Source organism: Paenibacillus sp. FSL R7-0163 (genome assembly GCF_037969975.1).
Lineage (GTDB): Bacteria > Bacillota > Bacilli > Paenibacillales > Paenibacillaceae > Paenibacillus_AQ > Paenibacillus_AQ odorifer.
The window spans coordinates 2,520,392-2,541,116 of record NZ_CP150224.1; the positions used below are offsets into that span (position 1 = coordinate 2,520,392).

The following is a 20,725-nucleotide window of genomic DNA, read 5'->3' on the forward strand; positions in this document are numbered from 1 at the left end:
TAATGGTTTGGTCAGCAGACAGGATGAACGTTACCGGACATTTATTTGAAATTTTTAATAAATCGTGATATTATTAGCTTGCTAAGTAATTTGTATGGCAGTACGGAGGAAATATCTGTGATAGAAGATGAGATAAGGGAACTACTGGATAGAATATCAGCGGAAATGCGTAGAGATTATGCAGAGCTGCTTAGAGAACTTAATCTTCATGTGGGTCAAGAACAGTTATTATGCCGGTTATGGAGAACAGATGGAATGACACAGATACAGCTAAGTGAACGCTTGAATTGTGAGCCTCCAACCATAACGAATATGGTGAAATCTCTTGAAAATCATGGGTTTGTTGTTCGAAAAAGAGATCCTGAAGATGGCAGAGTTAGCCGAGTGTATCTAACCCCAGCCGGACGTAATCTCTGCGAACCTGTGGAACAGATCTGGAACAAACAGCTGAATAAATTACTAGCCGGAATTATACCTGAAGAACGTTTATTATTAAGAAGACTTATGAAACAAATGGCTGATAATTTAGCTTGAATCTGGAACTAATCGCCATAACCGTTAGTAAGCTAATTAAAACTAAGAAAAGAGGAACATAGATGATTACAAGTTTGACTCGCATCAATGAATTAGCTAAGAAAGAACGTGAAGTAGGTCTGACACAAGGCGAATGGGTTGAACAGATCGCTTTGCGTGAAGACTACCTGCGTGAAATTCGTGGACAAGTTCGTAATAGTCTTTCTGGAGTGACAATTTTAGATCCGGATGGAAACGATGTAACCCCTGAGAAGCTTCGTGCAGCGCGTAAATAATCAATGAACTAATAAGTGGAAACTACACCTTTAGATAACGTTAGATTAGCCTATGGTTAATCGACGGATAACTAAAGGTGTTTTTTTGTTATTCCAATCTTAACAGAAGCTTAAATCGTTATCATTAGGGGCTGTTGAAAGTTAAGAATCAATTAAACTTGCGTTACACAGGATCTAAGACTGGATTGATAGAATGGAATAGACAAAAGATAAGGGATAACAAGAAGGGGTGCAGAAGTTGGAGAAACTAAAAGAAACATCAAGGAAGGAAATGAAAGTATGAAGAAAACATTATTAATTTTACTTAAAGTAATAGTCGCTATAGTCCTCCTCCTAGCACTTTTTCTGGTCATCGTTTTTACAGTCAATGTGATCAGCAATAAAGTGGAGAAAGGAAAAATAGAACCCTATGGTCAGCTTGTACCTGTCGACGGGAAAAAGATGAATGTAACCATACAAGGGCAAGGCAAGGAAACGGTCGTGTTACTCCCAGGGTTTGGAACCGCATCACCCGTAATTGATTTCAAACCACTTGTAGATGAACTGACTCCTTTCTATAAAGTTGTAGTAGTTGAGCCGTTTGGTTATGGACTAAGTGATGTCACCACAAAAGAACGAACGGTCGACAATATAGTGAGTGAGCTTCATGAAGCTTTACAAGAATTAAAGATAGATCGTTATATTCTGATGGGACACTCTATAGCAGGAATTTACGGACTGGACTATGTGAACAAATACGAAAACGAAGTTAGTGCATTCGTAGGCATCGACAGCAGCGTACCCACACAAGGGGGCAACGATGAAGAATTTCCATCAGGAACCTATAAGCTGCTTAAAAAATCAGGATTTATGCGATTGCTGGTAAAACTCAACCCGGCCCAAATCGTTCCACCAAGTGATGATGAGGAAACTAAAGAACAAAATAGAATGATTTCACTTAAAAACATGATGAATCCTAATATCATCAGCGAAGCAGAGCATTTTAAAAGCAATTTCAAAGCCACGGAAACATTAAATTTCCCTAAAGATCTTCCTGTTATTTTCTTCCTAGTGAAAGACAATACGGATGTTCCAGGCTGGGAATCCCTGCATAAAGAACAGATTAAAGACTCCTTACACGGGAAATTGATGTTGCTTGATGGGGAGCATTATTTGCACCATACCCGATCTAAAGACATTGTCGAGAACTTTAGAAGCTTTCTGGGAGAGATAAAGTAAAAATGAATGAGAAAAGCCTGCTAATACAGGCTTTTCTTTTTTTATATTTTCAAATAAGTGAATCCTTTAGAAAAAAATGATAAATTTATCAAAGCAATTATGGGCACTCTATATCCTAATCTTTATAATAGGAAGGACTGCCAGAGTATGTGCGGAATAGCAGGAATATTAAAATATAATGGACAGCCACCACATGAAGAAACCTTAAAACAAATGACAGGGGTTATGAATCACCGAGGTCCCAATCATGAGGGAGTATGGCTCGATTCTCGCATTGGACTTGGTTTTCGCAGATTGTCTGTAATTGATTTACGTGATGGCAATCAACCGATGACGAATGAAGATCGTACTCTTTGGATTATTTTTAATGGTGAAATCTATAATTATAAAACACTACGAGATCAACTTAAGCTAAAGGGACATCACTTTCAGACGCAATCAGATACAGAGGTCATTGTGCATTTATTTGAGGAATACGGCAAGGACTGTGTCCATCATTTACGTGGAATGTTTAGTTTTGCGATTTGGGATCTTAAGGAACAATCTCTTTTTGCTGCTAGAGATCATTTCGGGATCAAGCCTTTTTATTATTACAAAGACGAAAATAATCTTTTATTTGCTTCGGAAATTAAAAGCATACTTGCAGTGCAAGGGGTACCCAGAAAGCTTCAGTATCAAAGTTTATTCAGCTACTTAACTTTTCAGTATGTCCCGCATCCTGATACGATGTTTGAACACATTCATAAATTAGGACCTGCAGAGCGAGTATTTGTTAACTCGGAAGGTGAAATGAAGATCGAGAAATATTGGGAACCCCATTTTCAACCGGTAGTACGATCTTTAGCAGACTACGCAGAAGAAATTCAGTGGAAATTGAAAGAGTCTGTAAACCTTCATTTACAAAGTGATGTGAATAGAGGATGTTTTTTGTCCAGTGGAATTGACTCTACAGCTATAGCTGCAATGATGAGAACAGAAGAATCCACCAAAACCTTTTCAATTGGATTTGAAGGGTTGAACAATGAAACAATCATTGCAAATCAAACAGCAGCCAAACTGGGGACAGATCATTATTTTCACATCTTATCGCAAAAAGACTTTTTTGAAAGTATCCCGAAAACGGTCTGGCATCTAGATGAACCTGTAGCGGATCCTTCTGCCATTGCACTCTATCATCTAAACCAGCTTGCCAAAGAACATGTTACGGTTGTCTTATCAGGGGAAGGTGCTGACGAATTATTCGGAGGATACAGAATCTATAGAGAGCCAAATGCTTTAAGACCGATAACCTGGATGCCTAACTTTATAAAGGATTCGTTACGAAAATCATTATCCGTATATCCCTATCATTTTTATGGAAAAAATTATTTGCTTCGGGGTCTGACACCTTTAGAAGAACGTTTTTTCGGTAATGCGAACATCTTCAACAAAACCGGTAAGATGAATTTGCTCCACGAATCGGTACACGCTCAGCATAGCTTTTTACATCCCGCGGATATCGTTAAGCCTTTTTATGATAAGACAGCTCACCTAGACCCTACGACAAGAATGCAGTTTATTGATATGAATTTTTGGTTACCTGGAGATATTTTATCAAAAGCAGATAAGCTATCCATGGCACATTCATTAGAATTAAGAGTCCCATTTTTAGATAAAGAGGTTTTCGAAACGGCTAGTAAAATACCTGTATCCAATCGGATTGGGCAAAAAACAACAAAACTTGCTTTGCGTAAAGCTATGGAAGGAATCGTTCCGGAAGCTATTGTGAATCGCCCGAAACTAGGATTTCCCGTCCCCATTCGTGATTGGCTCAAAACTCCAATTTCAGATATAATGTTCGAACAAATACGATATAGTGGCATTGAAGAAATATTCAATATGAATATCATCGAAGAGATGTTTACCCAGCATCGGAGTAATAAAGGCGACTATTCGCGTAGAATATGGCTAATTTACATTTTTTCAGTATGGTACACTCTTTTTATAAAAGAAGATCTGAAGCAATTAAATAGTGCCGTATTGTAATGGGGGAGTGATTCGTTGAATATTGAGGAATATGCATGGAATAAACATGAACAGCAATTAAGAGAAACTAACATGTTTACTTATACTAGTCCAAAGATAAAGATTATAGATAACCATGAATTAAGAAATCGGCTTGAAGAAACGCTTGAAGAGCTGCCGCAGAAGTTTCTGGCCAAATGGGCTTTGAAAGTAGCAGTTGAGCACCTGGATCATCTGGACCAGCAGCTTGTAAATGACCCGCGGATTGATTTAGGTATAGAAACGCTAGAAAAGCGTATAACTGGTGAGATTAGAGCCTTTGACTTAAGAAAAGTTGGATTTATAGTCAATGAATTAGCCAAAGAGTCCACAACCGAGGCTAGTAAGTATGCTGCCCGTTCTTTTGCACAAGCCATAGCAACTGGACATATGCGAGGACACGCTATGGTTTGCAGTGACTATACAGTAAAACTGGTGAATTACATATCAGATCATTCTTCAGTTGCAGAGGCAGCTACTAAAGAACGGGAAAGACAATTAAGGATAGCTGAAGAGTTGCTTTGAAATTAAAGCTTTAAAGATGAACATGTATGAGGATGATTATAAAAGTTAAATAATGGTAATAGTAAATTTATATAATCAAGAGTTATGTAATCTAATGCAACAATAAAAACATTATCAGCACTTAAAGTTTTATGCGAGACTTGATGAGCTTTAAAGCTTAATACTCGTTTAAGATAAATCGATTACTAAATAAGAATCAATTGCTTATGAAAGGGCAGTTATTTTGAACAGGTTTGAACATTGATTAGATAATCATTAATAGACAGTAGATTGGCAATAATTTGCATCAAATTGGTTGGTTCCTTTAATTTATATACTACTTCCTCACAAAACCCGTATTTTGTACATATGTCACTAAGATGCATTCTACTTAGACTATACATAGATCTATATGGATTGTGTCACAATCTAGGGGTTTATATTATTTGATCTATTTATCACTTCCTCTTTCGAGTTCCGAGCAATAACCACATCATTAATTAGAGCCTTGCGATTTCGACTGGCCATATCAATTGCTCAGAGTTTCATCAACCACTTATAGGACGACACACAAATGCATTCAAAAAAACCGTTGAGCTGATTCAACGGTTTTTTTGAAATTCCTACAAGGCATCACATCCAAGTTAAACATTGAGCGATAATCACCCTTTGTTTATATGCGCTAATAACCGGTAGCGAAGCCAGATAATCTTCTTCGCTTATTGCACACAGTATGTACTAATTTCTTCTTTTTTGAAAAGATTAGATAATAAAGAACTTTGCTGCGTTCTATAGATATCCCCAAAAGTCCCGACAACAATTGTAAGTCTCTTTTGAAGAGTACTATTATTATTTAACTAATCACCGGAAAACGAATCATAACTGTCGTACCACACCCTACCCCGCTGCTAATGTGGACAGTACCTTGATGTTGATCGACGATCCAACGTGCGATCGATAGCCCTAGACCTGCTCCATGATCCCCTCTACTTCTAGAGGAATCTCCCTTATAAAAGCGATTAAATACGAGTGGTAATTCATGTTCCGAAATACCCACTCCGTTATCCTTGACGGTTACAAGAACTGATTTTCCCTGCCTCACTCAAGATCGATTTGCCCATCCGCCTGCGTAAATTTAATGGCATTGTCCAACAAAATCATGAACAACTGTATGAGACGATTCTCATCTCCATTCATGAGCAATTCCGAGCCTTCGACATGAAGCTGTACCCGCAACTGCCTGTAATCCATTATTGGCTCCATTTTTTTGGCGATCTCTTTAATGATCCCGTCAATACGAACAGGTGTGCATGAGATAACTTCCTCATGTGAATCGCCTCTTGCCAGAAGAAGTAGGCCGTCTACCATGTTGCTCATTCTTTTGGTTTCTTTCAGAATGGCTGAAATTGGAGCACTTTCTTCCTCGATCGTATGATCGGGATGGCGTAACAATATTCTACTTCGGCTACGGTACTTAAAAGGGTAAAGTTAACGGGTGGCTGTTAGCTTAATAAAAAGACAGCCGATCATCTAGACGGCTGCTATCGTGTATGGATTGATCGATCATTCCCCGTAAGCGTAATGATGTTGCTTCAGTCTAAAATAACTGCAATCATATTAAACTGCTCCGTAATTTATAGCGAGGTTACGAACTTCACCTCCGGAAAACGGCTATCCGGTCCTTTCATTAAGATTCCGTCTTGATTTTTCAGATACATATCGAAGAAATTCAGCATATAGGTATTGGTAACGGAGTCCGCTCTATCGGGCTCAATCTTTCCTGTAATGCCCAGCATTTTGAAAATCGGAGAAATGAACTGTACGTCGGTAAAATTCAAATGCTCCGTATTTTCGATATAGAGGACTTGTCCCCCTTCGTCGACCGCTTTGCGCATCCGTTCTAGCTCTAACTTTTTATCTTCCGTTACTTGATCCTCCCACTCTCTGGTTGAGCCTATACGGTTAATTTCTGCATCCGTGTAGACCCGGTTATCCATCACCATTTTTAATTTTTCAAAATAGCTTTCCGAGTTGAGGAATAAAAACGGTTTTTGCAGTCCCTCTCTTTCACGCAAACGATAAAGCCCTCCATCTAGGTCTATGCCAACCGCTATTCGCGGATCGTAAGAAGCGTCATAAGCCGTTGCTCCACCGATAGAATGACCGAACACCCCGACATGGTCGAGATCAATCCAGCCTTTTAGATGACTTGGAATCTGCCCCGATTGGATAAGTTCGAATTGGTCCAGCACAAACACCACATCGTCGGTTAAAACTTTCCCTAACTTGTCGCGATTTCCGCTTTCCGTCCGATAATCATGGTCAGGCGAGAATAAGTCGTTGGTTGTGCTGGTCGTGATTCGACCGTCCGGAAACTCGGTTGCAGATGTGTTGTAGGTGTGGTCGATCATTGCCACGATATATCCGTGACTCGCGAGATATTCGGCTTGCGACGTGTGGAGGAACCTAGAAGAGCCGTTGCCGGGATTCCCAAGGATCAGTGGGTATGAAGTCTTTGCCGTAGAGATTTCCGCTTCCGAATATGCATGACTGGATACGTACTTCAGGTGTTGAAAAGTAAACCCGGGAAGACCATAGTTCGCGGCCATATAACTTAAAATCCGCGTATCGGGAATTAAAGCAGTTCGCTTGCCACTACCAGCTTGAGTCGGATACCATACCTGAACCATCAATTCTCTTTTACCCTCTCTTGCTTTATCAAAAATCTCTTCCCTATTGGTATCCACAAAATGAAACGTTTGCGTTCCTACCTTAAATATGCCTGTCAGTTCAGGGAGTTTAAATACAGGAAAAGTATACATGAGGACCGCTGTTCCGACCAGCATGATCGCTATAGCGGTATAAGCTGAACCCAACAGGAAACGAGGGATTTTTTGGAAACTGCTTTTTTTAAAATAACTATAACTTGAAATGGCTAAAAAAAAGACCGTTATGCAATATGATAAAAACAGCTGCACTCTGTATCCTTCCACCGTCCAATGAATGACCAGTAAAACTGCGGCGATCCCGCTTGCAACGAATACTGGAATTATACGCTGACCTTTTTTTAATACAACTGTTAATACAAACAAACTGATGTTTGACAAATATAGCAATAATTCAAACAATCTCATCTCAAGTCTCCTTTAAAAAAATTTCATTTTCATTTGTTCCAATCATTCCTGCCTAGCTAGCCTAATCTCCCCTCCTTTTGCTGCTTCAGTATAAAGACGGTTTCTCAATCCAAAATGTATCAGTTTCGTTACTGTAAACTGCTTATTAGCTAATGAAAAGGCAGCCGATCATTTGACCGGCTGCCTTTTCATTTTGATTGAGCTATCGTTTATCATTAACTAGCTTAATGGATCACATTTGTAGTTTTAATGCAACCTACCACTTATTCCCTTAATCTCCCTTTACTTCATTATCGTTCGGAATTAATTCATACAAGGCACGAACATCACAACCGATGGAATCGGCGATCGATATGGCAATTTTGAGTGGCATCACTCTTTTGTTTTCAATAAAGTCGTAAACTCGTTCCGGTTTAAAAAACAAGTCTTTTGCCAGCCATTCCGCTGACTTTCCGGATTCCATCAATCGTTCATTCAGTAAGCAACGTCCTAGTTCAAATTTCAAGAAGCGATGACCTCCCGTATAAGATAATACTTAACCTTAAGCGTTGTCCATTGCCAGCATGAATATACTTCATAATGAGTCCTATAACGATGAAGTTCCCCATGCGTCTGCCCAATTGTTGGGCGAGTTCCATCGCGGGCCTTCGTTTCCCGTTAGTTCAACCGTGTTAGACTCCGAAGAACTCTTTTATCTTCAACCAAGACTCATACCAAAATGTTTTCGATTTATATGGTATGGCGTTCTCTATCTGTTCCTCATTTTTTATTATAAAAACTGCATTATCTGTGGCTTTCAAATTATTTATCTTGGCTGTCTTTTCTATATTGTTCCTCTCTTCTATCTTCACACTCCGCTTATCAACCGAAGTTTCAAACGAATTTTCCTGTTCACGATTGAGATATATGATGCATAATAGCACTGTGTAGAAAATCTGCAAAATCCTCATTGCTATATTGATTAAAGTAGTTATTGAATCGTACATCGAATTTATAAGTATCGGCAATGCAAGCCAGTAGCTCTTTATCACATGGCATGAATTGCATTAGATTTTTTTTCCATTCCTCGATTAATCGTTGAACTTCATCGGAGGAAGGATGCTGATCGACACAAGATGCAATTTGCTTGAATACTTCCTCCATCGATTGAAAACGTTCATCTTTTTCATCTTGTGATAGTTTATCCAACGTTTCATTAAACACATTATACGCTTCTGTTTCACCATAGATGAATCTCGCCTCATTTGCATATTGTTCTTTTAATGGCAAAACGGAAGAATTGTTGAAAATTTGCAAATTACTAATATCATTCCCCGAAACGTATTCTTCGAGAGCAACCATGATGGTTTCTAGTCTTTGTTTTCTCGAAAATAAGGTTTGTCTCTGCTTCTTTAATATTTGATTCTGTTCTTGCCTGGTCAGCTTTAAAATGTCCGCAATTTCTTTCAAGGGAAAATCCAATTCCTTTAAGAACAAAATAGTTTGAAGTTTTTCCAAACTGCTTCGATCATATAAGCGATACCCTTTTTCCGTCAGATGTGTCGGTTTAAATAAATCAATCCTATCGTAATAATGCAAGGTCCGGCTAGTAATGCCTGTAATCTGAACAATATCTTTAACAGCTAATAATGGTTTCTTCATCCCAAAATCCTTTTACTTCGTCTAGTATTTGAGCAGCAGGTGTTATTGTGGCCTCAAAGATTGTTCTTCCTGTTTTTCTTAAATAATATTGGATTAAATAATATCCGCAAGCGTAGCCAGCACTATAAGGCATATTGACCGGTTCAAAGTTTTGAAGTTTGGCGATCTCGTCACCGTAAAGATACGGAGCAAATTTATCAAACCCTGTTAATTGCAATTGCTCTATAAGGACAGGCTTTATGCGCCTGTTAAGTGTGTCTGCGTTTGTTTTCGTTACCCAAGGGCCGAGCAATTCTTCGCCAAACATGAACATAGCATAGTTTTCAGCTAATCCTTCACTTACAATGAGCTCGCCCAAATTAACGGTGTGATCCCATTGAATAAATTGATATCGCACATTATGGTTGCATTCGTGCGCCAGCGCAGCCTTCATTCGAGAAATCGTGTACTCATTTGGCAAGAGTGTACCCCAGATAAACCCGGGAATGCCCCCAAAGCCACTATATCCTTCGTTTATTGTTAAGGCACTGCTTTCAGGATTCCCTAGTTGAATGGTAAACAAATATTCGGATACGGGGAGACTTATTTCATGCTCTATAAATAGACGGAGGCTTTTCCTTACCGCGTGCTCACACTCTAACCAAAAAGAATCTGATGAAATCAACTCTACCTCAGATGAAATCTGCTGGGTAATCTGATCAGGGGATCGATGCATTATACTATTAAACGTAACAACGTCAAAACCATTCCCCTCTTCAGCTCTAAAAGGGATCTGTTGAATTTGCCATTGTTTCATAAAGGGAGCCATCATTTCATTTCTGAATAATTCAAGTTTTTCCTCGGGCGAAGCTTGGGCAACTTTTTGATAAATGTGGTCTGAACGCAATGTTTTTATGTTCATATCTCTCACTCCTAGTCGTCTATAGTGAGAATTATGCACTATGACCTAACGTCATAGTCAAGTAATTTGGATCAAATACTGATAATTAGGTACTTTTATCGCCAGTTATATAAGTTTCTTCCCAGATGATTCTCCTTTGCCCTAATAATTATGATTACACCGTTGAATCAATTGTTAGATACGAATTTGCAAAAGGTTACAAACAATTTCGTTGATATTTCAATATAACAGAAACTGATCGTATGGAATGTCGCTCCGTACATATATAAGCAATAACGCCCTATCTCGTGCTCTAAAACATCGTCCACCTTAAGAGTAGGTTAGGCCAGTCTTTTGGAGTCTATTGGGTAAACAAGCTTATGCACGCTTTTTTATTGTTATAGAACATATGGATTTGGTTTGAATGACAGACTCATTCTTTAAAATAGGGCGTAATCCCTGTTGAATATAGGTTCTCCACTAACTTGAAAAATTCTTCTGACGATAAATCCTTTTGACGCTGGAGCCAAAGACGAAATAAAGAAAGGGAAGTTGTCAGGTAAAACTCAATGAAGTATGGCGTTAAGGAATAGTTTTGTGGAACGTTTAATTCTAATTGATCCAAAGTGATTTCTTTCTTTAAGCGTTTTAAAAAACGGGTACTTCCATAATCACCCAAAAGGGCATTAAGAACCAGGAGATGTTCTTTTTTATCCAGACAATTGAGCGTATCTTGAACCGTATCCTTCGATAGCTCTTTATTCGCCAATTCTTTTTTCATGTCATTCAATAAGTCATTTTCTACAGAGTCTAACAATTCGTAAATGTCGGTAAAATATTGATAAAAGGTGCTGCGGTTATATCCTGACTTATTCGCAATTTCCTGAACCGAAATTTTTTCAATCGGCTTTTGGCTATATAACTCACAAAAAACTTCTACAAACTTTTGTCTTGTTTTCTCCGTTATTTGGGGTTGCTTTTTCATGTTACCCTCCTACTAGTGAATAAGAATATCATCCGACAAATCATAAAAAACTGATGGTTGATCAAGGAATAATGAAGATTTATAATCACATCATACAACATGTTGTTGGATAATCAAAAGGAATATTAATAAGTAGGGGTGGTTTATATGTCGGCAAAACAAGATAGAATTTTAATTTTTGGTGCAGGTGTCATCGGGAGCATGTACGCAATTAAGCTTATTGAAGCAGGGTTTGACGTTAGCCTGTTTGCACATTCGAATAGATATAAATCATTAAGAGAAAATGGCCTGCAGTATATAGAAAAAGGTACAATTAGATCGATACAAGTGAATGTCATTGATACGCTCGAAAATGACGATGTATACGATTTTATTTTCGTTACCGTTCGTTATGATCGGTCCGAATCAGCATTGTTAGCGCTAAAAGATAATCAAAGCAAAAATATAGTTACGATGATTAGTAATTCAATTGGATTTTCTTCGTGGCTGGATATCATAGGAGATAGACTTTTACCAGCTTTTCCTGGCTTCGGAGGACAGATTAAAGATGGAGTATTGCATGCTCGATTTCTACCAAAGTTCATAGCGGCAACTGCATTTGGAGAAATTAATAGTGTAGTGACAGAACGCATAGAAAACCTCGCAAAATTATTTAAGACAGCAAAGCTTCCCTACGTTATTAAAAAGGATATGCAAGCGTATTTAATCACACATTCCGTATCAGATATTGCCATGTTGAGTTTTTTGCATTCTGAGAATAAGATAATTGACAAAAAAACAGCCAGAACCAGAAAGACGGCACGCAAAATAACAGTCACTTTAAAAACCTATCTAAGGGCAATACAAAAAGCTGGCGTTTCAATTGATCCATCAATGCTTAAAATGGTGCTGAAATTTCCAAACTTATTTTTGGATCTTTTCTTTATGACATGGCTAAGAACTAAAATGGTTAGGGATATGATGTTGCCGGATTATGCGAATAATGCTAACAATGAGATTGTGCAGCTGAGTAATGATTTAATGAAATTTTTAAGTCAAAATGATATCAAATCGGAAATACATGTTCAGTAATTTTTTGTTAAAATAGTATGGTGATTTTTAATTTATTTTCATTAAATCCTTCAATTGGGGTTAATCTAAATATGAAAATCGAAATATATAGTTTTTTCGTAACATCCTTGACTAAACTAACGGGAAACGATAATTGAACAACAACAGCGGCTATCTAAGACTTTATTTATCAAGTCTTAGATAGCCGCTGCTTTATTATCCGGGACAGTCAGCTGATAAACGCATTTCAGTATTCAAAGTTTACTCACACCTGGGGTGATTCCTATCTTGGTTGTGGTTCTTGCCTGGATGCTGGCTCATAATATTTTGTACACCTATATCTCTCCTTTCCTTGGGCACTCCTGCTTCTCTTGCTTCTTGCTCTGTTTGTTGCCTGGCGTGCTAAAAGGTATGGATTTCGCCCATCCCAGAGCCGTTAAGTAATCCGATTGCCATCCGTCTGCTATTGACTGTGAATTGTTCTTGCACGATCGTGGCAATCATTCATCGATTTGCACCACTGAAAATCATAAAATGCACCACCAAAAACAAAAACCATAAATTACATTAGATCGATATGTGAACCTGACGGAATCATGAATTTCGTCAGGTTCTTTTTGTAGTCTAGTCTTGTAAATCAAAGCAATCTAAGTAAACATAAAGGTTTTATATTACTTAGTATAAGTATACTTTACTTTTGTTAAAAATAAGTTTATAATTTGCTTCAAGAGGTGATGGTCATGAAGAAAGATTTTGGTGATTCGATATCCAATAAGGTTTATGAATATCGTGTACTTGCCAGAATGTCTCAGCAAGAATTAGCAGAGAAAGTCGGGGTTTCCAAACAAACCATTTTCGTAATGGAAAAAGGGAATTATGTTCCGACTCTGCTATTGGCTTTTCGGATTGCTGATTTTTTTAATGTTGATGTAAACGATGTTTTTACTTATTTGAAAGGAAATGATCAAAATGAAAATTAAGTCTCTTTCTGATATCCATAACGCAATTTTTCACCCTTTAAAGTCCTGGGCTGAGCAATCTACGGGAAATTGGAATATTCTCATTGGAGTTGGTTTTTTACTGCTCATGGGTAGTGCGATTTTTACCTATGTATTTTATAAGAAGATTGGGCAAGACGATGAACGGACAAATAAAATCTTTTTGAAAAGCAGTTACTTTATGCTGTTGACAATTATTCTATGTGACATGATTTTTCCTAAAGAGTATATGTGGAACATCTTTTTCTTGTTCAAATATGCGCTAGCATTTTTAGCTGGTGGAATTTACATGGCCATCCAGTATAAAAAGGATTTGTCGTAAGGAAGGGTCGCAGAGCGAGGGCCAGCTAAGGATGGGGATTAGACAATGTTGATAAATATGCTAACTAAGTGATATGGAAGTTCAATAGGTGCAATCGGGTTGTAAAATAAATTGCTAAAATCAAAAATATCCTTTTATGTTCCTTCCCCCTTCTGCTTCTAGCGGCAATGGTTACATGTTCTTGTCCTTTGATCGCGACAAGAACATGTATTCATAAATCAAAAAAACCTCGCTCTGCCCCGCCTCTTATGAGACTATTATATCGGTGAGTGTATACAAACCATGTAATGCTTGCTGTTAATAATGCTGACGAAATCAAGGCTGTAAGAACACTATATGTTTGCCAAATAAGTATCGTTGACCAATCTAATACACAGCACATTATACACAGGGCAATCGTAGCAATCAGCAAAATAGATGTTACGATTATTCGCTTTTTTGTCATTGGCTGCTGCCCATTAATTTTTCTTCTGCGTAATCCTAAGAGAAAGAACAGAACGGCCAATAGGCAAAAAATAATTGTGGTAGACGATAAAATGATGTCCAAAAGCTGTGTGCCGCTTATTTCATATGACTGCGTTAGATTGCCGTCTAATATATCTTTGATTTTTAGTACCATGCTTCTGTTGATATTGGCGCCGTTGGTCAGCAAGCAGACGGCTGTTCGTTCATTGGGCAGTATGATCACTTCGGTTCCAAAATTGGGATTTCCCCCGGGGTGCTCTATAATCGTTTGGTTGGCGTTTACCGTCCAGCCCGCCGCATAATACATTTCGTTGACATCCGGAACAGACATATCCCCCTGATGTGATTTTTCGATAACCGTATGGAATATTTCGGGTATGTCCTTCACAATACCCATCTGTATGCCCATCCAACGCGCCATATCTTTTGTAGAAGAAATGATGTAGCCTGCGGGTTTATTCCCGGAATAATCCGGCGCGTTATATGGAGTTGTCATAAAAAAGGAAGAACGGTAGCCCTGTGCCAACTGTCCGGTGGCTTGAGCCTCTTCTTTATAAACATACGTCTGGTGAAGACCTAACGGCTGAAATACCTGTTCCCTCATAAAGTCTTCATAGCTTTGTCCCGACACATTCTCAATAACCAAACCCAATACGTCATAATTAACGGTTCCATAGCTATACTGTTCACCGGGAGGGAACACCAACCCAGCATCTACCAGCTTTTCCACAGTCTTTTGCAGCAAATCTGGTGTATTGCCTTGTGGAATATTTTGAGAATGCCTACTATTTGTTAGGCCGCTAGTATGGTGAAGAAAGTTATTGAGTGTAAGGCTTGTCATATCAACAGGTTTCCCTTGATACTTTAACGTAAACCAAGGTAAATATTTTTGGACAGTGTCAGTCATTGACAGCAGCCCTTGCTCCTCCAACAGCAGAATGCCCATGCCGGTAAAAGCTTTACTGACCGAGGCCAACTCATATAGTGTATTTTCACTTGCAGACGACCCACTTTCACGGTCTGCATACCCGGAAGAAAAGTAGAACATTTCATCATCAGCAAGTATCGAGATTGACATTCCCGGCACACCTGATATACGACGGGCATCATCCAGCAACGCGTGTATTGCCGCAGATTGCGTATCTGACAACGACGCATAACTTTGTGTTGCGAATCTTGAGATTAATATAAGTATCGTTATCACACAAACAATAGTCTTTTTCATAAACTCTCCATATCAAAAAAATTATGCGAGGATAATATAAACAACCCGTAGTACGCCTTATCCGCCTAATGCGTCGTTCCATTTTACTTAATGCTAAACGTTCAATAATTAGATTACTATTGTAAACTTCACAGACCCATGTATATTATTTCTTGTTTCGCAAAAAAGACCCCTCTGATTGCTTACCGGAAAGGTCTCCTTTCTTTTATAAAAATTTCACCCTATAATGATAAAGCTCAGTGTAGGCAAGCTTCATTAATCTTTCCATGTTACCTGCCATCCATAAGACTGAAGTTTAAAGTATTTATTAAACTCCGCGACTACGGACTTCGCATTCTCTTTTGATGTTGCATGAAATATAGTTATATCGACTATATTACAGTCTGAAATTTCCTCCAAACCTTTAAGTCTTGATGCATCTACTCCAATCTGCTTTAGACTCATACAATTTTTGAGTATTGTTAAATCTCCAACCGGATAAGTGAACTGCTTTAATTTCTTCAATTCTCCTATAACCTCTATATGTGATTCATCTATTGCACAGCTATCTGTCTCAAAAACCGTTAGATTCTTTAAAGCTTTTAAGAATGATAAATGTGGTATTGTCACTTGTTTGAGCTCTAGTTTTATTAACTTACTAAGGTTTGAAATATAAAGCAGGTCGCCAACCTCCATTTCTTCTAAACTTAGTTCCTTCAAATTTTTTATAGTTCCTATTAATCCCCTATCAATTGAGTTCATTCTACATAATCTCAAACTCTTTAATTTCTTTATATCTTTCAGTTTATGTATATCTTTTAATGGAAGTCCTATTAATGTTAGCTTCCTTAACCCATCTAAAGAAACCAAGTACTTCAAATCAGACTCTTTAAAAGCTTCTGATCCTATCACAAGTTCTGCTAAAGAAGTCAACCGTTGAAGTACATCAAAATTAGTAATTTCATCCGCATGTATAATAAGTTCTTTAAGATTAACCATATGGGTTAAAATATCCAAAGATATTGCTCCGTATTTTTGAGCTTGATCAGCTCTAATAAATACCATTCTCTTTTTTTTCAATGTTTTTGAAGATACAAAACCACTCTCAACATCGTCTTTAAAATACTCTTCCCAAAATCCGCTTACAGGGATAAGGCTGTTCTCTTCGATATTCCAATTAGTCAAAGCTAAAATATCATCTAACAAACTTCCATTTTCACGAGATAATATGATTACATCATCTTCTTCACGAATGCCAATACTACTATTTCTGAGGCTCGAATCAATAAATTCAAAGAAATGCCCCAAACTTTCAGCAATAACATAGGAAAAATGAGAATTATGATCTAACGTAATAATTTGCCCATAAACGCCTTTATTTCCGGGGTCTAAATCTATTGCCAAAAATGAGCCACCACCATCTTCAGCAAAAGGAATCCAGCCTTCTCTGTAGTTCCCATCTTTTATTACATCTGATTTGCTGGATATAATATCGTAAGCTGATTCCAAAAGGGACTTCCAGTTGCTTACTATCGATTCAATGTTCATCCAACCAAGACCAGCCATAATGCCAAAAATCTGCTCTCCTTCTCCATTAAAATTCATGTATAACTTTCTGAAATCTTCTGGAAATTTACAGTTCATCATGCTCTCGAAAAGATCTATTTCTGATTCCTCAACTGCTGGATTCAGTAATTCCTCTACATTTGGTATATGCGATTTTAATGTCTCAATAAGTAAACACTCTTCTTTTTTATTAGCTAATGTCATATAGTGGCCCCCATTCTACAGAGTCATAATAGTTTCAGTAAACATCCTTGGTTGATCATCAATCATTTTGTTATGATTCATCTTCAACAGTTCTATCAATAATTAATTCTAACTTACATATGGAGCATCTATTTCCCAATTTAGCAATATCGTATCATGAATTTGTAAATATTGTTGTATTAAGTCATATACAAAAACCTAAGAGTCATCTTAGGGGTTAATTTTATCTCTATATAAACTTCAATCACAACTAATTTTTCACCCTATTTATGGTACGGTTCAGCCCGATTTGTCCTCACCGCGGGATACATCTGTTCCAAGCTTTCAGCCACGTTTAGATTTTATTGTGATTGTGCGCCCTGAGTCTGAACCAGCTGATCTTCTCAACTGCTGTGTTGCGGTCCCCATCTGCAGTTTCCGGGCAATCTGCTTGTTGCACATTCCTCTGATACCTTCAATAGTCCTCCTTGCTTCATTTAGAGTTATATATACTGGTTTTCTCAAATTAATCATGTAACCTAGTGCTCCGAATAATAAAAAAAAAGCCCGCAAGCTAGGTACCTGCGGCTTTGAATATTATTTAGGATATGTTGTTATTTATTATTATCTCTCCCCTCTCCAACAAAGCCCTAGCCCCCTGTTATGGAGTTGCTTGTGGAAGCTACAGCAAAGGCTATATGCGTTGAATCGTGGCTATCACGACCCCGGTAAATCCAATGCCTAACTGCAGCCAGTATTTCCGTGCGCCTAGGAGGACACGCTATGCGATTTTCAAGTGGAAATCGCCTCTTTCTGTTCCTTAGCTTTTGGGAATCCTTGATCTACTCCTTGTTCTCTACGACTATCACGCATGAGCTCGTACGTCACATAAACCGGTCGCCCTGTTCGTGGTTCCAGCATAATCTCGGCATCAATGGCAAACACCTCACGCAGCGTCCGTACCGTCATTACACGCTCTGGCGAACCATGCTCCACCACCTGGCCCTCACGAATCGCCACCATATAGTCGGAGAAGCGTGCTGCCAGATTCAGGTCATGCAACACCATCACAATCGTCACCTGTTGACTGCGATTCAGTTCATAGAGCAGTTCCAGCACTTCAAGCTGATGCGCCAGGTCCAGATAGGTGGTGGGTTCATCCAGCAGGATCAGATCGGTTTGCTGGGCGAGCGCCATCGCAATCCATACGCGCTGACGCTGACCGCCAGATAGCGTATCGATCTCACGATGCTCAAACGCTGTAAGCTGTGTAACCGATAGGGCCCAGGCTACTACTTGTTTATCCTCTTTGGAGAGCTTGCCGAAGCCCCGTTGATGTGGAAAACGCCCATAGGCGACTAATTGACCGACCGTCAAACCGCTTGGTGCGGTCGGCGTCTGCGGCAGAATCGCCATCTGCTTGGCCACTTCCTTGGTGGACAGCGTGCGGATATCTGAACCATTCAGATAAACCGTACCATTATTCGTCTTAAGCAGCCGACCAACTGCCTTTAGTACGGTTGATTTACCGCATCCATTGGGACCAATAATCGAGGTAATCTGTCCACGCGGAATCTGCAAGTCCAGTTCTTGTACGATAAGCGTGTCATTATAGGCAATATCGATTTGTTGCGCTGTAATACTTTCCATGACGTCCTCCTAATTGGCCTTCGATAGTAAATAAAGAAAGTACGGAACACTGATGACCGTAATGACAATTCCCGTCGGCACATCTCCCCCCAGGCTAACCGTGCGCGTAATCGTGTCAGCAAGTACCACGACTAATCCCCCGGTCAGGCTGGCAGCGGGAACGAGCAATTTGTGATCGGGCCCGACCAGTTTTCTTGCCATATGCGGAGCGATCAAGCCAACGAAAAAGAAGCTTCCGCCCACTGCCACACTGCCAGAGGATAAAGCAACCGCAGCGACCGACAACCCCAAAAACTGCTGCTTCACGGCAAGACCCAGCCCTTCTGCCGTCTGATTGCCCAGATGGAGGGTGTTGAGTATGCGAGACTTGTAGAAAATATAGCCGAGTAAAATCAATACCCATGGTGCCAGTACGGAAATATAACGCCAATCAGCGCCCCACAAGCTTCCCGCCAGCCAGTGCAGCATGAAATCCATCTGCGAATCATTCAGATTGAGAGTCAGGAAGGTGGTCAGCGCTTCATACCCGCTTCCGAGTGCGACCCCGGTTAAGATCAAACCGATTGGCGAAATATCTCGCCCACGGCGATACGATATTAAGAAGATCAATCCCGCCGCCAACAATCCGCCAACAAAGGCCAGTAGTGGCAGGGCTATAAAGGAGCCCTTTCCTGTCGATGCGATGAATACGACGAAGAACAGGACAAACAAACCCGATCCCGAACTAATCCCCAGCGTCCCCGGACTAGCCATGTCATTACGCAGCAAACTCTGCATCACGACCCCAGCCGCTCCCATTCCCAGGCCTACCAAGATGGACAGTGTGATTCGTGGCAGGCGAAAATCGAACACGATCAGATTTTGCTTGTCTGTACCGTTTCCCAGGAGAACATTCAGCACTTCTAGCGGTGAAAGATTCATTTTGCCAGAATTCATGCTAATGACAGCAAACATAAGGATGAGCACCATAAGCACTATATTGACGATTATGCCCCTTTGCACCGTATAACGCTGCTTGATCATTCAGCTTCCCTCCTTTGCTTGCGAGCCAGGAAGAGAAAGTACGGCACACCAATGATAGAAAATATAATGCCAATCGGTGTTTCGAACGGCTTATTGATCAAGCGTCCAGCCAGATCGGCCGACACGGTCAGCAACGCACCATATAGCGCAGCTGCCGGAATAATGTAACGATAGTCGACACCGATCATGTATCGCACAATATGTGGGGTAATCAGACCAACAAAACCGATGGGGCCAACTAAGACAACAGCCAATCCAGTCAGCACGAGCACGATAATCGTCGATAACCCCTTGACCAGTCCGCTACGAATACCGAGACCACTTGCCACATCATCCCCCAAACTGAGCAGTGTAACAGAAGGAGATAGCGCCAGCGCCAGCAGCACACCACCAACAAATAGCGGTGAGATAATCAGCAATTCCCCCCACTTGACCCCCGCTGTACTGCCTGCCGTCCAAAATGCCAATGCTCGACCCAGGTTATAATTGATCGCTAAATACTGACTGAGTGCGCCAAATAGCATGGAGATGGACAGTCCTGCCAGTACCAGCCGCTGAGGCGTCATCCCGCGCTTGCCCAGTGACGCGATGAAATAAGTGATCCCGGTCGCGAGCGCTGCTCCCAGACAAGCAAACAGCATCATCTGCCCATACGAATAACCCGGCAGAAAGGCCAGGCAAAGAGCAATCGCGAATGCTGCCCCAGAGCTGATCCCCATCAGCCCGGAGTCGGCCAGCGGATTGCGCGTCGTTCCCTGCATAATAGCCCCACATACCGCAAGGCTGCACCCGACGATCAGATCGGCTACGGTACGCGGAAGACGTAGGGTTTGAATAATTTGATGCTCAGTGAGCGTTGGATCAAATCGGAAAATAGCCTCCCATGCAGTCGCTAACCTCATGTCGGCGGCACCGAAGCTAATCGACGCCGCCGACATGAGAACCGTTAATCCAAGCCCTACCACCATGTACATGGTGAAGTTCACCGCCCCACGGCGTTTTTGTTCAGGCTTGTTTTTCATTACGTTTTCCTTTCCTTACCTACTGACA

Annotated in this window: 20 protein-coding genes; 8 read left to right on the top strand and 12 right to left on the bottom strand. The window is 40.0% G+C overall.

Annotation, left to right across the window (positions count from 1 at the left end; translation table 11 throughout):
- The first annotated feature begins 117 nt into the window (after nucleotides 1-117).
- The 5 genes from NST45_RS11230 (at nucleotide 118) to NST45_RS11250 (ending at nucleotide 4,595) form a co-directional block, all read left to right on the top strand.
- Nucleotides 118-534 (top strand): MarR family transcriptional regulator, encoded by a 417-nt coding sequence (locus tag NST45_RS11230; RefSeq protein WP_249267694.1) that lies wholly within the window; start codon nucleotides 118-120, stop codon nucleotides 532-534.
- 62 nt (nucleotides 535-596) lie between these two features.
- Nucleotides 597-809: a DUF896 domain-containing protein gene (locus NST45_RS11235; RefSeq protein ID WP_036676956.1), complete on the top strand. Its 213-nt coding sequence runs from the start codon at nucleotides 597-599 to the stop codon at nucleotides 807-809.
- Between the two features lie 279 nt (nucleotides 810-1,088).
- Nucleotides 1,089-2,027 carry an alpha/beta hydrolase gene (locus tag NST45_RS11240; protein WP_076141279.1) on the top strand — a complete coding sequence of 313 codons (939 nt, stop codon included), beginning with the start codon at nucleotides 1,089-1,091 and terminating at the stop codon, nucleotides 2,025-2,027.
- A gap of 147 nt (nucleotides 2,028-2,174) precedes the next feature.
- Entirely contained in the window at nucleotides 2,175-4,052 is a 1,878-nt protein-coding gene (gene asnB, locus NST45_RS11245) for an asparagine synthase (glutamine-hydrolyzing) (protein ID WP_076143604.1), read from the top strand.
- Nucleotides 4,053-4,067: 15 nt separating this feature from the next.
- The gene (locus NST45_RS11250; protein WP_081388084.1) at nucleotides 4,068-4,595 is read left to right on the top strand and encodes a putative immunity protein; all 528 of its coding nucleotides are present in this window, start codon (nucleotides 4,068-4,070) and stop codon (nucleotides 4,593-4,595) included.
- An 832-nt stretch (nucleotides 4,596-5,427) separates the two neighbouring features.
- Here the strand turns inward: NST45_RS11250 and NST45_RS11255 are convergent.
- The 7 genes from NST45_RS11255 to NST45_RS11285 form a co-directional block, all read right to left on the bottom strand.
- Nucleotides 5,428-5,676 (bottom strand): HAMP domain-containing sensor histidine kinase, encoded by a 249-nt coding sequence (locus tag NST45_RS11255; RefSeq protein WP_076143606.1) that lies wholly within the window; start codon nucleotides 5,674-5,676, stop codon nucleotides 5,428-5,430.
- Nucleotides 5,673-6,026 (bottom strand): hypothetical protein, encoded by a 354-nt coding sequence (locus tag NST45_RS11260; RefSeq protein ID WP_076213835.1) that lies wholly within the window; start codon nucleotides 6,024-6,026, stop codon nucleotides 5,673-5,675. Before NST45_RS11260 ends, NST45_RS11255 begins: the two co-directional genes overlap by 4 nt.
- Before the next feature lie 182 nt (nucleotides 6,027-6,208).
- The gene (locus NST45_RS11265; RefSeq protein ID WP_326047228.1) at nucleotides 6,209-7,708 is read right to left on the bottom strand and encodes a dienelactone hydrolase; all 1,500 of its coding nucleotides are present in this window, start codon (nucleotides 7,706-7,708) and stop codon (nucleotides 6,209-6,211) included.
- Nucleotides 7,709-7,979: 271 nt separating this feature from the next.
- Nucleotides 7,980-8,213: a hypothetical protein gene (locus tag NST45_RS11270; protein WP_036676988.1), complete on the bottom strand. Its 234-nt coding sequence runs from the start codon at nucleotides 8,211-8,213 to the stop codon at nucleotides 7,980-7,982.
- A 386-nt stretch (nucleotides 8,214-8,599) separates the two neighbouring features.
- Nucleotides 8,600-9,349 carry a MerR family transcriptional regulator gene (locus tag NST45_RS11275; RefSeq protein WP_076099106.1) on the bottom strand — a complete coding sequence of 250 codons (750 nt, stop codon included), beginning with the start codon at nucleotides 9,347-9,349 and terminating at the stop codon, nucleotides 8,600-8,602.
- Complete coding sequence (locus tag NST45_RS11280) at nucleotides 9,324-10,250, bottom strand: DUF2268 domain-containing protein (RefSeq protein WP_326047227.1); 927 nt, start codon at nucleotides 10,248-10,250, stop codon at nucleotides 9,324-9,326. The genes NST45_RS11275 and NST45_RS11280 overlap by 26 nt, the downstream gene beginning before the upstream one ends.
- Before the next feature lie 412 nt (nucleotides 10,251-10,662).
- Complete coding sequence (locus NST45_RS11285; RefSeq protein WP_326047226.1) at nucleotides 10,663-11,214, bottom strand: TetR/AcrR family transcriptional regulator; 552 nt, start codon at nucleotides 11,212-11,214, stop codon at nucleotides 10,663-10,665.
- Between the two features lie 147 nt (nucleotides 11,215-11,361).
- Here NST45_RS11285 and NST45_RS11290 point away from each other — a divergent pair, with 147 nt between their 5' ends.
- The 3 genes from NST45_RS11290 to NST45_RS11300 all read left to right on the top strand — a co-directional run bounded on the left by NST45_RS11290 (nucleotide 11,362) and on the right by NST45_RS11300 (nucleotide 13,584).
- Nucleotides 11,362-12,285 (top strand): 2-dehydropantoate 2-reductase N-terminal domain-containing protein, encoded by a 924-nt coding sequence (locus NST45_RS11290; protein WP_326047224.1) that lies wholly within the window; start codon nucleotides 11,362-11,364, stop codon nucleotides 12,283-12,285.
- A 719-nt stretch (nucleotides 12,286-13,004) separates the two neighbouring features.
- On the top strand, nucleotides 13,005-13,244 hold the full coding sequence (locus tag NST45_RS11295; RefSeq protein WP_036677000.1) for a helix-turn-helix transcriptional regulator: 240 nt from the start codon (nucleotides 13,005-13,007) through the stop codon (nucleotides 13,242-13,244).
- A complete protein-coding gene (locus NST45_RS11300) occupies nucleotides 13,234-13,584 on the top strand; it encodes a DUF2178 domain-containing protein (protein WP_076213827.1) in 351 nt (116 codons plus the stop codon). The genes NST45_RS11295 and NST45_RS11300 overlap by 11 nt, the downstream gene beginning before the upstream one ends.
- 211 nt (nucleotides 13,585-13,795) lie before the next feature.
- Here NST45_RS11300 and NST45_RS11305 read toward each other — a convergent pair whose 3' ends face one another.
- The 5 genes from NST45_RS11305 to NST45_RS11325 form a co-directional block, all read right to left on the bottom strand.
- Nucleotides 13,796-15,274 carry a serine hydrolase gene (locus tag NST45_RS11305; protein WP_076213822.1) on the bottom strand — a complete coding sequence of 493 codons (1,479 nt, stop codon included), beginning with the start codon at nucleotides 15,272-15,274 and terminating at the stop codon, nucleotides 13,796-13,798.
- Nucleotides 15,275-15,529: 255 nt separating this feature from the next.
- On the bottom strand, nucleotides 15,530-17,023 hold the full coding sequence (locus tag NST45_RS11310; protein WP_036677007.1) for an SMI1/KNR4 family protein: 1,494 nt from the start codon (nucleotides 17,021-17,023) through the stop codon (nucleotides 15,530-15,532).
- A 771-nt stretch (nucleotides 17,024-17,794) separates the two neighbouring features.
- Nucleotides 17,795-18,652 carry an ABC transporter ATP-binding protein gene (locus NST45_RS11315; protein ID WP_036677009.1) on the bottom strand — a complete coding sequence of 286 codons (858 nt, stop codon included), beginning with the start codon at nucleotides 18,650-18,652 and terminating at the stop codon, nucleotides 17,795-17,797.
- 9 nt (nucleotides 18,653-18,661) lie between these two features.
- Nucleotides 18,662-19,675 (bottom strand): iron ABC transporter permease, encoded by a 1,014-nt coding sequence (locus tag NST45_RS11320; protein WP_036677010.1) that lies wholly within the window; start codon nucleotides 19,673-19,675, stop codon nucleotides 18,662-18,664.
- Nucleotides 19,672-20,697: an iron ABC transporter permease gene (locus NST45_RS11325; protein ID WP_051490946.1), complete on the bottom strand. Its 1,026-nt coding sequence runs from the start codon at nucleotides 20,695-20,697 to the stop codon at nucleotides 19,672-19,674. Before NST45_RS11325 ends, NST45_RS11320 begins: the two co-directional genes overlap by 4 nt.
- Nucleotides 20,698-20,725 lie beyond the last annotated feature (28 nt).

Coding starts and splice junctions, on each gene's coding strand:
- asnB (WP_076143604.1), top strand. CDS start 2,175: ATGTGCGGAATAGCAGGAATATTAAAATATAATGGACAGCCACCACAT.
- NST45_RS11285 (WP_326047226.1), bottom strand. CDS start 11,214: ATGAAAAAGCAACCCCAAATAACGGAGAAAACAAGACAAAAGTTTGTA.
- NST45_RS11305 (WP_076213822.1), bottom strand. CDS start 15,274: ATGAAAAAGACTATTGTTTGTGTGATAACGATACTTATATTAATCTCA.
- NST45_RS11275 (WP_076099106.1), bottom strand. CDS start 9,349: ATGAAGAAACCATTATTAGCTGTTAAAGATATTGTTCAGATTACAGGC.
- NST45_RS11300 (WP_076213827.1), top strand. CDS start 13,234: ATGAAAATTAAGTCTCTTTCTGATATCCATAACGCAATTTTTCACCCT.
- NST45_RS11265 (WP_326047228.1), bottom strand. CDS start 7,708: ATGAGATTGTTTGAATTATTGCTATATTTGTCAAACATCAGTTTGTTT.
- NST45_RS11325 (WP_051490946.1), bottom strand. CDS start 20,697: ATGAAAAACAAGCCTGAACAAAAACGCCGTGGGGCGGTGAACTTCACC.
- NST45_RS11320 (WP_036677010.1), bottom strand. CDS start 19,675: ATGATCAAGCAGCGTTATACGGTGCAAAGGGGCATAATCGTCAATATA.
- NST45_RS11315 (WP_036677009.1), bottom strand. CDS start 18,652: ATGGAAAGTATTACAGCGCAACAAATCGATATTGCCTATAATGACACG.
- NST45_RS11310 (WP_036677007.1), bottom strand. CDS start 17,023: ATGACATTAGCTAATAAAAAAGAAGAGTGTTTACTTATTGAGACATTA.
- NST45_RS11235 (WP_036676956.1), top strand. CDS start 597: ATGATTACAAGTTTGACTCGCATCAATGAATTAGCTAAGAAAGAACGT.
- NST45_RS11295 (WP_036677000.1), top strand. CDS start 13,005: ATGAAGAAAGATTTTGGTGATTCGATATCCAATAAGGTTTATGAATAT.
- NST45_RS11290 (WP_326047224.1), top strand. CDS start 11,362: ATGTCGGCAAAACAAGATAGAATTTTAATTTTTGGTGCAGGTGTCATC.
- NST45_RS11280 (WP_326047227.1), bottom strand. CDS start 10,250: ATGAACATAAAAACATTGCGTTCAGACCACATTTATCAAAAAGTTGCC.
- NST45_RS11240 (WP_076141279.1), top strand. CDS start 1,089: ATGAAGAAAACATTATTAATTTTACTTAAAGTAATAGTCGCTATAGTC.